15 protein-coding genes and 1 rRNA gene are annotated in these 13,955 nt (G+C 73.2%); 3 read left to right on the forward strand and 13 right to left on the reverse strand.

Going from position 1 to position 13,955, the window contains the following annotated elements:
* Positions 1 to 3: 3 nt before the first annotated feature.
* The 6 genes from ACFYZJ_RS24240 to ACFYZJ_RS24265 form a co-directional block, all read right to left on the reverse strand.
* On the reverse strand, positions 4 to 1,140 hold the full coding sequence (locus ACFYZJ_RS24240; RefSeq protein WP_388571187.1) for a glycosyltransferase family 4 protein: 1,137 nt from the start codon (positions 1,138 to 1,140) through the stop codon (positions 4 to 6).
* A gap of 187 nt (positions 1,141 to 1,327) precedes the next feature.
* Entirely contained in the window at positions 1,328 to 2,137 is an 810-nt protein-coding gene (locus ACFYZJ_RS24245) for a hypothetical protein (RefSeq protein WP_388571236.1), read from the reverse strand.
* A gap of 37 nt (positions 2,138 to 2,174) precedes the next feature.
* Positions 2,175 to 3,893, reverse strand: a complete 1,719-nt coding sequence (recN, locus tag ACFYZJ_RS24250) for a DNA repair protein RecN (RefSeq protein WP_388571238.1) — start codon at positions 3,891 to 3,893, stop codon at positions 2,175 to 2,177.
* Positions 3,894 to 4,005: 112 nt separating this feature from the next.
* Positions 4,006 to 4,911, reverse strand: coding sequence for an NAD kinase (locus tag ACFYZJ_RS24255; RefSeq protein ID WP_388571189.1), 906 nt, complete (start codon positions 4,909 to 4,911; stop codon positions 4,006 to 4,008).
* Positions 4,908 to 5,723 (reverse strand): TlyA family RNA methyltransferase, encoded by an 816-nt coding sequence (locus ACFYZJ_RS24260; protein WP_388571191.1) that lies wholly within the window; start codon positions 5,721 to 5,723, stop codon positions 4,908 to 4,910. The genes ACFYZJ_RS24255 and ACFYZJ_RS24260 overlap by 4 nt, the downstream gene beginning before the upstream one ends.
* 7 nt (positions 5,724 to 5,730) lie before the next feature.
* Positions 5,731 to 6,045 (reverse strand): hypothetical protein, encoded by a 315-nt coding sequence (locus tag ACFYZJ_RS24265; RefSeq protein ID WP_388571193.1) that lies wholly within the window; start codon positions 6,043 to 6,045, stop codon positions 5,731 to 5,733.
* A gap of 52 nt (positions 6,046 to 6,097) precedes the next feature.
* Here ACFYZJ_RS24265 and ACFYZJ_RS24270 point away from each other — a divergent pair, with 52 nt between their 5' ends.
* A complete protein-coding gene (locus ACFYZJ_RS24270; RefSeq protein ID WP_388571195.1) occupies positions 6,098 to 6,445 on the forward strand; it encodes an SCP2 sterol-binding domain-containing protein in 348 nt (115 codons plus the stop codon).
* Here ACFYZJ_RS24270 and ACFYZJ_RS24275 read toward each other — a convergent pair.
* Genes ACFYZJ_RS24275 through ACFYZJ_RS24290 form a run of 4 tightly spaced genes read right to left on the reverse strand, consistent with a single transcriptional unit; the run spans position 6,429 to position 10,532 of the window.
* On the reverse strand, positions 6,429 to 7,343 hold the full coding sequence (locus tag ACFYZJ_RS24275) for an ABC transporter ATP-binding protein (protein ID WP_388571197.1): 915 nt from the start codon (positions 7,341 to 7,343) through the stop codon (positions 6,429 to 6,431). The genes ACFYZJ_RS24270 and ACFYZJ_RS24275 overlap by 17 nt on opposite strands.
* Positions 7,344 to 7,366: 23 nt before the next feature.
* Positions 7,367 to 8,404, reverse strand: coding sequence for a FecCD family ABC transporter permease (locus tag ACFYZJ_RS24280; protein WP_388571199.1), 1,038 nt, complete (start codon positions 8,402 to 8,404; stop codon positions 7,367 to 7,369).
* Complete coding sequence (locus ACFYZJ_RS24285; protein WP_388571200.1) at positions 8,401 to 9,444, reverse strand: FecCD family ABC transporter permease; 1,044 nt, start codon at positions 9,442 to 9,444, stop codon at positions 8,401 to 8,403. The genes ACFYZJ_RS24280 and ACFYZJ_RS24285 overlap by 4 nt, the downstream gene beginning before the upstream one ends.
* Before the next feature lie 59 nt (positions 9,445 to 9,503).
* Positions 9,504 to 10,532: an HAD hydrolase-like protein gene (locus ACFYZJ_RS24290; RefSeq protein ID WP_388571203.1), complete on the reverse strand. Its 1,029-nt coding sequence runs from the start codon at positions 10,530 to 10,532 to the stop codon at positions 9,504 to 9,506.
* A gap of 72 nt (positions 10,533 to 10,604) precedes the next feature.
* Between ACFYZJ_RS24290 and ACFYZJ_RS24295 the strand changes: the two genes are divergently transcribed.
* A complete protein-coding gene (locus ACFYZJ_RS24295) occupies positions 10,605 to 11,894 on the forward strand; it encodes a DUF1015 domain-containing protein (protein ID WP_388571204.1) in 1,290 nt (429 codons plus the stop codon).
* Positions 11,895 to 11,958: 64 nt separating this feature from the next.
* Here the strand turns inward: ACFYZJ_RS24295 and ACFYZJ_RS24300 are convergent, their stop codons facing one another.
* Positions 11,959 to 12,696, reverse strand: coding sequence for a hypothetical protein (locus tag ACFYZJ_RS24300; RefSeq protein ID WP_388571240.1), 738 nt, complete (start codon positions 12,694 to 12,696; stop codon positions 11,959 to 11,961).
* Positions 12,588 to 13,178 carry a hypothetical protein gene (locus ACFYZJ_RS24305; RefSeq protein WP_388571245.1) on the reverse strand — a complete coding sequence of 197 codons (591 nt, stop codon included), beginning with the start codon at positions 13,176 to 13,178 and terminating at the stop codon, positions 12,588 to 12,590. The genes ACFYZJ_RS24300 and ACFYZJ_RS24305 overlap by 109 nt, the downstream gene beginning before the upstream one ends.
* A 7-nt stretch (positions 13,179 to 13,185) precedes the next feature.
* Here ACFYZJ_RS24305 and ACFYZJ_RS24310 point away from each other — a divergent pair, with 7 nt between their 5' ends.
* Complete coding sequence (locus ACFYZJ_RS24310) at positions 13,186 to 13,731, forward strand: hypothetical protein (RefSeq protein ID WP_388571246.1); 546 nt, start codon at positions 13,186 to 13,188, stop codon at positions 13,729 to 13,731.
* A 119-nt stretch (positions 13,732 to 13,850) separates the two neighbouring features.
* Here the strand turns inward: ACFYZJ_RS24310 and rrf are convergent.
* A 5S ribosomal RNA gene (rrf, locus tag ACFYZJ_RS24315) occupies positions 13,851 to 13,955 on the reverse strand; the annotation flags it as partial.

Consider the following 13,955-nt stretch of genomic DNA (forward strand, 5'->3'; position numbering starts at 1 on the left):
GCCTCAGGGGTAGGGCCGCACCTGGGTCAACTCGTCGTAGACGCTGAGCACCTGGGCGACGGTCTCGTCCTCGGTGGGCCAGGTGGCGGCCTGCCGGGTGCCCCTGTCCTTCAGCAGTTCACGGCGTGCCGGATCGTCGAGGAGGCGTACGACGGCGGTGGCGAGCGCGTCCGCGTCCCCGTACGGGACGAGTTCGGCGGCGTCGCCGACGAGCTCGCGGATGCCGCCGACGTCGGTGGCGACGAGCGGCACGCGCGCGTGCAGGGCCTCCTGGGCGAGGACGGACCGGGACTCCCAACTGCTGGGCAGCAGCGCGAGGTCGGCGGCGGCCAGCAGCTGCGCCACGTCCTCGCGCCGCCCCAGCAGCCGCACCGGAAGTCCCTCGTCCTCGATGCGCCGCTGCAGTGCCGTGCGCAGCGGTCCCTCCCCGGCGATCACGACCAGCGGCGCCGGGTCGAGGCCGCGCCAGACGCGGGAGGCGTCCAGCAGCACGTCGTGGCCGCGGTGCCGGTCGAGAGCGCCCACGGCCATGAGCAACGGCCGGTCGGCGGCGCCGAGTTCCGCACGGAGCTTGGGACGCAGCCGGTCGGGGTCCTCGTACTCGGCGGGCCTGCGGGGTGCCGGGAGTGCGACGGCGGCGAGCCGGGCGTCCCGGGCGCCCCGTCGCCGGGCCCGTTCGACCAGGTCGGAGGAGGTGCCGAGGACGACGGACGCGGCCCGGGCCACACGCCGCTCCAGCAGGCGCAGCAGATGGGCGCGGGCGCCCTCGGCGTGCGCCCGGGTGTGCCAGGTGACGACGAGCGGAGTGCGGCGTCCGCCGAGGGCGAGGGCGGCGCGCAGGCCCGCGTGCAGCCCGTGCGCGTGCACCAGGTCCGCGTCGCCGCAGGCGATCCGGAGCGCGGCCAGGGAGGCGGGGTCCGTGCTGCGGGGCACGGGGACGTGCCGGGCACCGGCGCCGGTGAAGTCGTAGGTGCGCTCGGCCTCGGAGGGGGCGCACACGGTCACGCTCACGCCCCTGGCGGCCAGGCCCGCCGCCAGTGTGCGCACGTGCGCGCTGCTGCCCGCGCTGCCCCAGCCGAGCACCTGCACGGTGCGCAGCGGCGACCGGCCGTGCGGTGAGGGGCTGCTCGCGAGGCTCACGGGGCCGGGGCTCCTGGTTCGGCGTCGGACGGTCACGAAGAAACGTACAGAAGGATCGCGCGGTGGGCGTGGACCGCGCGAGGTGGACCGCGGTTGACTCAAGGATGCCAGGGCGCGCGGGTGTTGCGGCACCGGCGGCAGCGGGCGAGAACGGTGCAGCGGGCGCCCGGGGGCGCGCCACGGTCACTCACACGGGCGAGGCGGTGGCCGGCGGGAGAGGGGCCACGGGGAACGGCCCGAACCGCCACGACCTCGCCGCGTCGCTCACCTTGTCGCCGTACGCCGCCGCGGCGACGAACGCGACCGCGTGCGCCAGGAGTCCGGCCCGCCCGTTGCCCGCGACGGCGGCGGCGCCGAGCGCGGCACCGAGCGCGTGCGCCCCGGTGTCGCCGAGCATCGCGCGCTCGCCGAGGTCGTCGGGGAGGGCGGCTGCCGCGGCCCCCATCGCGGCGCCGGCCAGTTCCCCACAGGCGCCCTTGCGCAGCAGCCCGGGGGCGGCGAGCGCGAGGACGGCCCCGGCGGCGCGCCCGGGCCGTACGTCCACGAGGTTCACGAAGTGCGCGGCTCCGGCGATCACCACACCCGCGAGCACCTTGTCCAGGGGCCGTTCCTTGAGCACGGTCCCCGCGGCCAGGGCGGCGGCCGAGATCCCGAGCAGCTTCACGGCACCACTGGTGACGTCACCGTCGCGCAGGGCGGACAGATGCGCCCGGAACCCCCGCCGCGGATCTCCCGCGCCGGCGATGTCGTCGTAGGCGCCACAGGCACCGGCGGCCAGTACGGCGAACCCGGCCGCCGGGTGGACCCGCCAGGCCCCGACCGTGGCCGCCGCGGCCACCGCGGGCCCCGGGTACAGCACGACGGTCCGCCCGGCGTGGTTGGTCCGCTGCCAACGGCCCCGGCCGCCCGGCGCGGCGGCGCGCAGAGCGGCGGTGGCGGCACGGGCGACGACAGCGGCGAGCGCGAACGAAACGGTCCTGCGGGAACGCCTGATCATCATCCCGCCACCCTAAGCCGCCCGCCGGAACCCTGCGCTACACGTCCGCCCGTGCCGTGGCCAGCAGTTCCTCCGCGTGGGCGCGGGCGGTCTCCGAGTCCTCCTGGCCCGCCAGCATCCTCGACAGCTCACGGATCCGGTCCTCGCCCTCCAGGACCTTCACCCCGGAGCGCGTGACCGAGCCGTCGTGCGTCTTCTCCACCAGCAGCTGCCGGTCGGCGAACGCGGCGACCTGCGGCAGATGGGTGACGACCACGACCTGCGCGGTTTTCGCGAGCTTCGCGAGCCGACGGCCGATCTCGACCGCCGCCTTGCCGCCGACACCGGCGTCGACCTCGTCGAAGAGGTACGTCGGCACGGGGTCGGTGCCCGCGAACACGACCTCCACGGCGAGCATCACACGGGACAGCTCACCGCCCGAGGCGCCCTTGGCGATGGGCCGCGGCGGCGCGCCGGGGTGTGGGGCGAGCAGCAGTTCGACCTCGTCGACGCCCGACGGCCCGTAGGCGACCGTGCGTCCGCCGACCTCGACCCCGTCCGGGTCCTCGGTCTGCCGGATCTCGAACGACACGCGCGCGTGCGGCATGGCGAGCGAGGCCAGTTCGGCGGTCACGGCGGCGGCGAACCGCTCGGCGGCCTCCGCCCGCGCGTTGGTCAATTCCTCGGCGAGGCCGCCCAGTTCGGACCGCAATGCGTCCCGCTCGGCGGTCAGTTCGTCGATCCGCTCGTCGTCGCCGTCGAGCTCGGTCAGCCGGGCGGCGCTCTGCTCGGCCCAGGCGAGGACGGCATCGACGTCCTCGCCGTACTTCCGGGTCAGCGCGGTGAGTGCGGCCCGCCGCTCCTCCACGGCCGAGAGCCGCAGCGGATCGGCGTCCAGGTCGTCGGCGTACCCGGCCAGCTCACCGGCCACATCGCCCAGCAGGATGCCGATCTCCCCGATCCGGTCGGCGAGTCCCGCCAGCAGCGGGTCGTGCGACCGCACCGCCTCCAGCGCCCGGTGGGCGCCCGCGACCAGCGTGGACGCGTCGACGCCCTCCGGGTCCTCCGGGTTGCCCGCCAGCGCCGTGTGCGCGGCCGTCGCCGCCGATGCCAGCGCCTCGGCGTGCCCGAGCCGCTCGGCCTCCTCGGCCAGCTCCACGTCCTCGCCCGGCCGCGGCTCCACGGCCGCGATCTCCTCCAGCCCGAAGCGCAGCATGTCGGCTTCCTGGGCCCGTTCACGGGCGCGCGTGGTGATCTCGTCCAGCTCGGCGGAGACCGCGCGCAGCCGCCGGTAGGCCTCCTGGTACTTGGCGAGCGGTACGGCGACGGCGTCCCCGGCGTAGCGGTCGAGCGCCTGCCGCTGCCGGGACTGCTTGAGCAGGCCCTGCTGGTCGGTCTGCCCGTGCACGGCGACCAGTTCGTCGGCCAGCTCCGCGAGCACGCCGACGGGCACGGAGCGCCCGCCCAGGTGCGCCCGCGAGCGTCCCTCGGCGGAAACGGTACGGCTGACGATCAGCGCCCCGTCGTCGAGCTCGGCCCCGGCCTCTTCGGCGCGTACGGCGACGGAGGCGTCCTCGGGCAGGGCGATCCGGCCCTCGACGACCGCGTTCTTCGCACCGATCCGTACGAGCGCGGGGTCCGCCCGCCCGCCGAGCAGCAGCCCGAGACTGGTGACGACCATGGTCTTGCCCGCACCCGTCTCACCGGTCACAGCGGTGAACCCGGGCGACAGCTCGACGACCGCGTCGTCGATGACTCCGAGGGACCGTATCCGCATCTCCTCCAACACGGAGAAGACCTTACGAGGTCCGGGCGGGGAAGTGCGAGCGGCCCGTGTCACTCCCGGGAGGGACACCGCGCCCCGAAAGGGGCGCGGAACGGGACTCCCCCTAGCGCGGCCGCCCCCGCCACCCGGAGACCGGCAAGGCGAACTTCGCCACGAGCCGGTCCGTGAAGGACGCGTGGTGCAGTCGGGCCAGCCGCACCGGCACCGCCCCCCGCCGCACCTCCACCCGCGCCCCCTGGGGCAGCTCCACCATCCGCCGCCCGTCGCACCACAGCACACCGTGCGACGTGTCGGGCTGCACCTCCACGGCGAGCACGGAGTCGGGCGAGGTCACGAGCGGCTTCGCGAACAGCGCGTGCGCGCTGATCGGCACCATCAACAGCGCCTCCACCTCCGGCCACACCACGGGCCCGCCCGCGGAGAAGGCGTACGCCGTCGACCCGGTGGGGGTGGCGCACACGATGCCGTCGCAGCCGAACCCCGTCACCGGCCGCCCGTCGATCTCCAGGACGACCTCGAGCAGCTTCTCGGCGGAGACCTTCTGCACGGCGGCCTCGTTGAGCGCCCAGTCGGTGTGCACGATGTCGCCGTTCTTGTGCACGACGACGTCGACCGTCATGCGCTCCTCGACCTCGTACGCCTTCATCACCACCCGGTCCACGACCCGGTCGAGGTCGTCGCGCTCGGCCTCGGCGAGGAAGCCGACCCGGCCGAGGTTGACGCCGAGCATCGGCACCCCGGAGGCGCGGGCGAACTCGGCGCCGCGCAGCAGAGTGCCGTCACCGCCGAGCACGATGAGCAGCTCGCATCCGTCGAGGCACTGCGGGGTGGCCTCCTTGACCAGCTGCACCTCGTCCGGCAGCGGAAGGTCGGCCGCCTCGTCCTCCAGAGCACGCACGCCGATCCCGGAGCGCAGCAGGCCCTTGACCACCAGTTCGGCGCTGCGGATGGCGGCGGACCGACCGGTGTGGGCCAGCAGGAAAACAGTACGAGCTCGGTTCGTTGTCAACGCGGCCCCTCCGCCACAGCACGGTCAACGTCGGCCGGGTCCAGGGCGGGTGCTCCGGCTCGCAGCCACAGAAAGTACTCGACATTGCCCGAGGGCCCGGGCAGCGGGCTGGCCGTCACACCCTTCACCCCGAGCCCCAGTTCCGCGGCCCGCTCGGCCACCCCGCGCACGGCCTCGGCACGCAGTTGCGGGCTGCGCACCACACCGCCGCTGCCGAGCCGTTCCTTGCCCACCTCGAACTGCGGCTTGACCATCATCACCAGGTCGGCGTCCGGCTTCACGCACCGCACCAGGGCGGGCAGCACCAGGCCGAGCGGGATGAAGGAAAGATCCCCCACGACAAGATCCACTGGCTCCCCATCGATCGCTTCGAGCGTCAACTCGCGTACGTTCGTACGGTCCTTGACGGTGACGCGTTCATCGCTCTGCAGAGACCAGGCGAGTTGTCCGTATCCGACGTCGACGGCGACGACGTGGGCGGCGCCCGCGCGCAGCAGGACGTCGGTGAAGCCTCCCGTGGACGCGCCGGCGTCCAGCGCCCGGCGCCCCTCGACGACGAGTCCCTGCGGTACGAAGACCTTCAGGGCGCCGGCGAGCTTGTGGCCGCCCCGCGAGACGTAGTCGGGGTCGCTGTCGTCCCGGGCGACCACGATGGCGGCGGCGGTCTCCACCTGTGTGGCGGGCTTGGTCGCGACGGTCTTGCCGACGGTGACCCGGCCGGCGGCGATCAGCTGGCCGGCGTGCTCGCGGGAGCGCGCGAGCTTCCGGCGGACCAGCTCCGCGTCGAGACGGCGGCGTGCGACTCCTGCCACGTTCGGTTCAGCTCCTGTTCGCGTAAGGCCCTGGGGGCACCGGAGGTCCCGGGCGGGCGTCGAGCGCGGTGAGCGCATCGCGCAGCCCGCTGTGTACATCCTCGTACACCTCGATGTGCCCGTCCGTGGCGAGGTGGTCGGCATCGGCGAGCCGCTCCAGGGCCGCGTCCACGTCGGCGTTGCCGGTCGGGGTCCGGGGCACGTGCAGCGGGGTCGGCGCGGAGGGGTCGCCCTCCGGCTCGGACAGGGAGTCAGCCGGCGCATCCTGCTCGGGTACCGCTGCTTCTGCCGGGACCCCGGTCCGGGTCACAGAGTCGCTCATGCCCCGACGCTACCGCGAAGCACTGACAGGCTCTGAGGTACCGTCGCTCACGATGGCGACGATTGAGGAGTGCCGCAGCGCACTCGAGAAGTTCTCGGACAACCTGGCGGGCGCCGAAGGGGACGTGCGTGAGGCAACGGCCTTTGACCGCTCGCTGAGCTGCCACATCACCGACCTGGACGTCACCTTCGTCGGCCGCCTCGAGGACGGCCGGATCGAGGTGCTGGACACCGTCCAGGGGCCACCGCCCGAGAAGGCCCAGATCAGACTCGCGATGACCGGGGACGACCTGGTGGCGATGGTCGACGGGGAACTGCACTTCGCCAAGGCGTGGGGCTCCGGGCGGGTCAAGCTGGAGGCGGGGCTGAGGGACCTGTTCCGGCTCAGGAAGCTTCTTTAGCGGCCTCGCCGGCCGCAGCGGCCGCCCGCACCCGTGTCCCGCGGGCCGCCGGGACCACCAGCGGTGTGCCCGTCTCCGGGTCGGGGATCACCTGGCAGCGCAGTCCGAAGACCTCCTCCACCAGCTCGGCCGAGACGATGTCGTTCGGGGCTCCCTCGGCGACGACCTTGCCGCCGCGCAGGGCGATGAGGTGGGTGGCGTACCGGGCGGCGTGGTTGAGGTCGTGCAGGACCGCGACCAGCGTGCGCCCCTGCTCCTCGTGCAGTTCGGCGCACAGGTCGAGCACGTCGATCTGGTGCTGGATGTCGAGGTAGGTGGTCGGCTCGTCGAGCAGCAGCAACGGGGTCTGCTGGGCGAGCGCCATGGCGATCCACACACGCTGCCGCTGGCCGCCGGAGAGCTCATCGACAGGGCGGTCGGCCAGTTCCGCGACGCCGGTCCGCGCCATGGACTCCCGCACCACCCGCTCGTCCTCGCCGGACCACTGGCGCAGGAGCCCCTGGTGCGGGTACCGGCCACGCCCGACCAGGTCCGCGACGGTGATCCCGTCGGGTGCGATGGAGGACTGCGGGAGCAGGCCCAGGGTGCGCGCGACCTTCTTCGCGGGCATCGACTGGATGACCTGCCCGTCCAGCAGCACCCGCCCCTGCGCGGGCCGGAGCATGCGGGACAGGGCGCGCAGCAGCGTGGACTTGCCGCAGGCATTGGGGCCGACGATCACGGTGAAGGAGTCGTCGGGTATCTCCACGGACAACCGCTCGGCGATCACACGCTGGTCGTAGGCGAGGGTGACGTCGTCGGCGCGGAGGCGGTTCACAGTGCTCCTCGTGGTCCTGGTGTCGTACGTGTCGGGGTCGCCCGCGGCGGTGTCGTACGTGTCGGGGTCGCCCGCGGCCATGGCATCCGGCCCTCCCGCGGCCCTCACATCCGGCCCGCCCTGCGCTCGGTGACCAGCAGCCACAGCAGATAGGCGCCGCCGAGGACTCCGGTCACCACACCCACGGGCAGCTGGTCGGCGCCGAAGAGGCGCTGCGAGGCCCAGTCGGCGACGATGAGCAGGGTGGCGCCCATGACCGTGGAGGGCACCAGGTTGGGCCCGGGTGACCGGGTGAGCCGGCGGGCCAGCTGCGGCGCGGTGAGCGCCACGAACCCGACCGGGCCCGCGGCGGCCGTGGCACCGGCGGTGAGCAGCACCGCGGACACCATCAGCAGCAGCCGTACACGCTCCACCCGCACCCCGAGGGCGCAGGAGACGTCGTCGCCCATCTCCATCATCCTGAGCCCACGCGCGTTGCCGAGGACGAGCGGTACGAGGACCGCGCACAGGGCGAGCAGCGGCCAGACCTGGTCCCAGTCACGGCCGTCCAGCGACCCGGTCATCCAGAACACCGCCCGGGCCGCGTCGGTGATGTCGGCCTTGGTGAGCAGAAATCCGTTGACCGCCGTGACGATCGCGGAGACACCGATGCCGACCAGGACCAGCCGGTAACCGTGCAGGCCTTGCTTCCAGGCGAGCAGATGGATGGCGGCTCCGGTCACCAGGCCGCCGACGAGCGCCCCCATGGCGACCTGGGTGGCGGTGCCGGAGAACAGCACGATCACCACCAGCGCCCCGGCCGTCGCACCCTGACCGAGGCCGAGCACGTCCGGGCTGCCCAGCGGGTTGCGGGAGACGGACTGGAACAGCGCGCCGCCCAGCCCGAGCGAGGCGCCGACCAGCAGGCCGACGAGCACACGCGGCAGCCGCAGTTCGGTGACGATGAACTCCTGCCCCGGATTGCCGTCGCCGACCAGTGTTCTGAGGACGTCCCCGGCCGGGATCGGGAAGTCGCCGGTGCCGAGCAGCAGCACGCTTCCGGTGAGCACGGCGAGCAGGAGCAGGACGACGACGGCGAGCGCCCGGACGTCCAGCCGGAGGGACAGCCCGCCGGGGGCTGTGAGGACACGCTCGGACTTCACAGTTGGGCCGTCCTCCGCCGCCGTACGAGAAGGATGAAGACCGGGCCGCCGAGCACCGCGGTCACGATGCCGACCTGGAGTTCGGCGGGCCGGGCGCAGACCCGGCCGACGACGTCGGCGCCGAGCAGCAGCACCGGCGACAGGACGGTCGCGTACGGCAGGATCCAGCGCAGGTCGGGGCCGGTGAAGGACCGTACGGCGTGCGGGACCATCAGCCCGACGAACACGATCGGCCCACAGGCGGCGGTCGCGGCCCCGCACAGTACGGTGGCGGCGGCCATGGCGAGGGCGCGGGTGCGGCTCAGGTGGGCGCCGAGGGCACGGGCGGTGTCGTCGCCCATCGCGAGGGCGTTCAGCGGGCGGGCGAGCGCGAGCGCGAGGACCGTACCGGCCAACAGGAACGGCAGGACCTGCCGGATGGTCACGTCCGTTGCCGAGGCCAGGGAGCCGACCGTCCAGAAGCGCATCTTGCCGAGCGCCGCGTCGTCCATGATCATCACGGCCTGGAGGTAGCCGTAGAGCGCGGCGCTGATCGCGGTGCCGGCGAGCGCGAGCCGCACCGGGGTGGCGCCGCGGCTGCCGCCGAGGAACCACACCAGGGCCCCGACGGCGGCCGCGCCCACAAAGGCGAACCACACATAGCCGCTCAGGCTGGTGACACCCAGGTACGTGATGGCGGTGACGACCGCCGCGGAGGCACCCGCGTTGATGCCGAGCAGACCGGGGTCGGCCAGCGGGTTGCGGGTGAGCGCCTGCAGGACGGCGCCGGCGAGACCGAGCGCGGCGCCCGCGAGCAGGCCGAGCACCGTACGCGACAGCCGGTCGCCGACCACGACGTCGGCGTACGTCCCCGAGCCGTGGAACAGGCCGTGCCAGACCTGCGCCGGCGAGAGCCCTTTCGCCCCGATCGCGATGCTCGCCAGCGCGACGAACGCCAGGATCACGATCGAAACGAGGAGCCCGAAGGACCGTGTCGCCCAGCGGGTCGGGGGCGCGGGGGCGGTGTCCGCGCGCGGTTCGGGAGGGCTGTCGACCAACACGAGGTTAGGTTAGCCTACCCTTGCTTTGCCTTTCGACCGGCCATGCCCGTGCCCTCCGCTCACAGTCCCAGCCGCGCCAGCGCCTTCTCCCTGTCCAGCCGGCACGAACCCTCGCCGACCGCCGTCCACGCCGCCGCGCACAACGCCCGCAGCCCGTCCAGAGCCTCCCCGTCGCCCTCGAGCTCCAACCTCTCCTCCCCCGCCGTCGCCGTCCAGCCGCCGCAGCGGAAGCCGCCGCCCGCCGTGACGACCTCCGGCTGACCGGTCAGCAGCCCGCGCAGATCCGCGTCCACGTACGTCGGCCGGTGCCGCGGAGGGGCCGCCAGCAGCTGCGCGCCGTCCGTCACGCCCGTCAGGACCAGCAGCGAGTCCACCCCGCCGTTGAACGCGCCCTCGATGTCCGTGTCCAGCCGGTCGCCCACCACCAGCGGTCGCTTCGCGCCCGTGCGCAGAATGGTCTCGCGATGCATCGGAGGCAGTGGCTTGCCCGCCACCTGCGGCTCCGCGCCGGTCGCGATCCGTACGACCTCGACGGCCGCACCGTTGCCCGGAGCGATACCGCGCGCGCTCGGGATCGTCAGATCCGTGTTCGACGCGAACCACGGCACCCCGCGCGCGATGGCGTAGCACGCCTCCGCGAACCGCCCCCACGGCAGCTCCGGCCCGCCGTACCCCTGCACCACGGCCACCGGATCGTCGTCGGCCGACTCGACCGGCACGAGCCCCCGCTCCCGCAGCGCGACCCGTAGCCCCTCGCCACCGATCACCAGCACCCGCGCCCCGGCGGGCACCTGCTCACTGATCAGCCGGGCCACCGCCTGCGCCGACGTGATGACATCCGAGGACCCCGTCGGTATCCCCAGCTCCGTCAGATGCGCGGCCACCGCGTCCGGCGTACGCAACGCGTTGTTCGTCACGTATGCCAGATGCATCCCGCCCCGGCTCGCCCTGCCCAGCGACTCCACGGCGTGCGCGATGGCGCTTCCGCCCGCGTACACCACGCCGTCCAGGTCGAGCAGCGCCGTGTCGTACGCCTCGCTCAAGGGCTGCACACTGCCCTCGGGCCGCGTCCTGACGGTCTGGCTCATTACGCATCGCTCCTCATTCGATCGCCTTCCCCCGATCATCCCCCACGGCACTGACACACTTACGATGCATCAATGGACACTGCAGGCCGCGGGGACGTACCGGCGCACACGGGCCTTGACCTGGCCCCCTTCCGGGGCCTGCGCTACGACCCCGACCGCGTCGGCAGCCTCGCCGCGGTCACCTCACCGCCGTACGACGTCGTCGTTCGCCCTGACGGACTCCTCCACCTGGAGTCGGCGGACCCGCACAACATCGTGCGCCTCATACTGCCCCAGGCGGCCACCCCGGCGGCACGCACCAAGCAGGCCGCGGAGACCTTGCGCCGCTGGCTCGCGGACGGCGTCCTGCGCACTGACACCGAGCCCGGCCTGTACGTCTACGAGCAGCGGGGCGGCGAGGTGCTGCAGCGCGGCCTGATCGGGGCCCTGCGCGTCTCCGACCCGTCCGAGGGCGTGGTGCTGCCCCACGAGGACGTCATGCCGCACGTCATCGCGGACCGTGCGGCCCTGATGCGCGCCACCTGCGCCAACCTCGAACCCCTCCTGCTCACCTACCGCGGCGACAGCTCAGAGGTCGGCGCGACAGCCGTCATCGAACGCACCGTCGAACGCACCCCGCTGCTGGCCACCACCACCGAGGACGGTTTCAGCCACCGCCTGTGGTCGGTGACGGATCACGAAGCTCTGGCGGAGATCCGGACGGACCTGGCCCGGCACCAGGCCCTGATCGCCGACGGCCACCACCGCTGGGCGACCTATGTGCGTCTACGCGCGGAGCACGCCTCCCCGAGCCCGTGGGACTACGGCCTGGTCCTGCTGGTGGACACCGCCCGCTACCCGCTGAGAGTCCGGGCGATCCACCGCCTGCTGCACCGGCTCCCGGTGGCCGAAGCGCTGTCCGCCCTGGAGGGCCTGTTCCGCGTACGCGACCTGCACCTGCCGCTGCCCGAGGCCCTTGAGGTGCTGGCCGACGCCGCCTGCGCCGGCAACGCCTACCTCCTCGCCGGGGACGGCGCCTTCCACCTGGTGGACCAGCCCTCCCCGGACCTCCTGGCCCGTACGGTCCCGGCGGACCGCCCCCCGGCCTGGCGCACCCTGGACGCCACGGTCCTGCACGCCGCGCTCCTGGAACACGTCTGGCGCATCCCCGAGGACTCGCCGGAACACATCGCCTACATCCACGACACGGCCGCCACGGTCGAGAAGGCCGAGCGCGACGGCGGCACGGCGGTCCTGATGCACCCGGTCCGCGAGGAGGTCGTCCGCGAACTGGCCCGCCAGGGCGTGACGATGCCGCGCAAGTCGACGTCGTTCGGGCCCAAACCGGCGTCGGGGCTGGTGCTGCGGGCGTTGGAGCTCTGACATGAGACAGGGCGGGACCCGCTGGGGTCCCGCCCTGTCTCCTCCTGATACCGCCGACCGAACGTCAGTCGTTTTCGCCGTCGACGTCGTCCCTGGTGGCGTCGCCGGGCTCGCTCTCGCTCTCGTCCAGGGCGTCGACGAACTCGACCCCGTCCAGCTCGGCGAGCCGGTCGGAGGCGTCCGTGCTGCCGTCCCTGTCGGCCTCCACGGCCTTCGCGAACCACTCGCGTGCCTCGCTCTCCCGACCGGCGGCCAACAGCGCGTCGGCGTACGCGTACCGCAGCCGCGCGGTCCACGGCTGGACGGAGTTGGACGCCAGCTCCGGGCTCTGCAACGTCACGATCGCGGCGTCGAGCTGACCCATGTCGCGGCGCGCACCGGCCGCCACGAGCCGCATCTCGACCTGACCGGCCTTGTCGAGCTTGTGCACCTCGGGCGCGCCGGCCATGTCCAGCGCCTTCTCGGGCCGGCCGAGACCGCGCTCGCAGTCGGCCATGACGGGCCACAGGTCGACGTTCCCGGTCATGCGCCGGGCCGCCCGGAACTCGGCGAGCGCCTCACCGTACTTCTGGTTGGCGTACGCGGCGAAGCCGGCCGCTTCGCGCACGGCGGCGACTCGGGACGCCAGGCGCAATGCCACCTTCGAGTACGCGTACGCGCTCTCCGGGTCCTCGTCGATGAGCCGGGCGACCATCACCAGGTTCTTGGCGACGTCTTCGGCGAGCGTCTTGGGCAGGCTCTGCAGTTCCTGCCGTACGTCCTTGTCGATCTCCTCGCCGGTGACATCCTCGGGGATCGGCAGCCGCTTGATCGGCTCACGGTCACGGTCCCGCTCCTCACGGAACCGGCCGCCCCCGCGCCGGTCGTCGCCACGCCGGTCATCGCGGCCACGGAAGCCACCGGGACGCCCACCACGGTCGTCACGCCCACGGAAACCACCGGGACGCCCACCGCGCTCATCACGCCCACGGAAACCACCGGGACGCCCACCACGCTCATCACGCCCACGGAAACCACCGCGGTCGGAGCGGCTGTCATCGCGACGGAAGCCGCGGTCGTCGCGGCTGTCGTCACGGCGCGGGCCGGACGGCCGGTCGTCACGACGGTCGTCACGACGGAACCCGCGGTCGCTGTCACGGCGGTCGTCACGACGGTCGTCACGACGGAACCCGCGGTCGCTGTCACGGCGGTCGTCACGGCGGTCGTCGCGACGGTCATCACGGCGATCGTCACGACGGTCATCCCGGCGGTCGTCCCGCCGGCCGAAACCACCTCGGTCGTCACGCCAGCCATGGCCACCACGCGGGTCGTCACGGCGGAAGCCACGGTCGCGGTCGTCGCGGCGACCGTACCCGCCCCGGTCGTCATCGCGACGACCGTACCCACCCCGCTCGTCATCACGACGACCGTACCCACCCCGCTCGTCATCACGACGACCGTACCCACCCCGCTCGTCATCACGACGGAAGGCGGGGCGGTCGCCGTCGCGGCGGAAACCGCGGTCGCGGTCGTCCCTGCGCGGGCCGGACGGGCGGTCGTCACGGCGGAAGGACGCACGTCCGCCACGGTCGCGGTCGTCACGGCCGCGGAAACCGCCACGCTCGCCGCCGCGATCACCATCACGGCGATCGTCCCCACGGCGATCGTCCCCACGGCGATCGTCTGCACGGCGGTCGTCTGCACGGCGGTCGTCTGCACGGCGATCGTCGCGCCGGGCGTAGCCTCCACGGTCGTCGCCGCGGCGCGGGCCACCGCGGTAGCCGCCACGGTCACCACTGTCCCGGCGGCGCTGGTCGCGCTCCGGACGCTCGTCGGGAGAGTTGGTGGACATGGGTGACTCCTGTCTTCGGTACCGCAAAATCATTGTCGCGCACCCGGGTACCCGGCGCGCCAGTGGAAAAAGAAAAGGACCCTTGGTCCCAGCATGTCGCTGGGACCAAGGGTCCTCCAAAGATTGTTCGGCGGCGTCCTACTCTCCCACAGGGTCCCCCCTGCAGTACCATCGGCGCTGTAAGGCTTAGCTTCCGGGTTCGGAATGTAACCGGGCGTTTCCCTCACGCT

Source organism: Streptomyces sp. NPDC001848, from assembly GCF_042891915.1.
GTDB lineage: Bacteria > Actinomycetota > Actinomycetes > Streptomycetales > Streptomycetaceae > Streptomyces.

Coding starts and splice junctions, on each gene's coding strand:
- ACFYZJ_RS24245 (WP_388571236.1), bottom strand. CDS start 2,137: ATGATCAGGCGTTCCCGCAGGACCGTTTCGTTCGCGCTCGCCGCTGTC.
- recN (WP_388571238.1), bottom strand. CDS start 3,893: ATGCGGATACGGTCCCTCGGAGTCATCGACGACGCGGTCGTCGAGCTG.
- ACFYZJ_RS24265 (WP_388571193.1), bottom strand. CDS start 6,045: ATGAGCGACTCTGTGACCCGGACCGGGGTCCCGGCAGAAGCAGCGGTA.
- ACFYZJ_RS24270 (WP_388571195.1), top strand. CDS start 6,098: ATGGCGACGATTGAGGAGTGCCGCAGCGCACTCGAGAAGTTCTCGGAC.
- ACFYZJ_RS24275 (WP_388571197.1), bottom strand. CDS start 7,343: ATGGCCGCGGGCGACCCCGACACGTACGACACCGCCGCGGGCGACCCC.
- ACFYZJ_RS24290 (WP_388571203.1), bottom strand. CDS start 10,532: ATGAGCCAGACCGTCAGGACGCGGCCCGAGGGCAGTGTGCAGCCCTTG.
- ACFYZJ_RS24295 (WP_388571204.1), top strand. CDS start 10,605: ATGGACACTGCAGGCCGCGGGGACGTACCGGCGCACACGGGCCTTGAC.
- ACFYZJ_RS24310 (WP_388571246.1), top strand. CDS start 13,186: ATGGCCACCACGCGGGTCGTCACGGCGGAAGCCACGGTCGCGGTCGTC.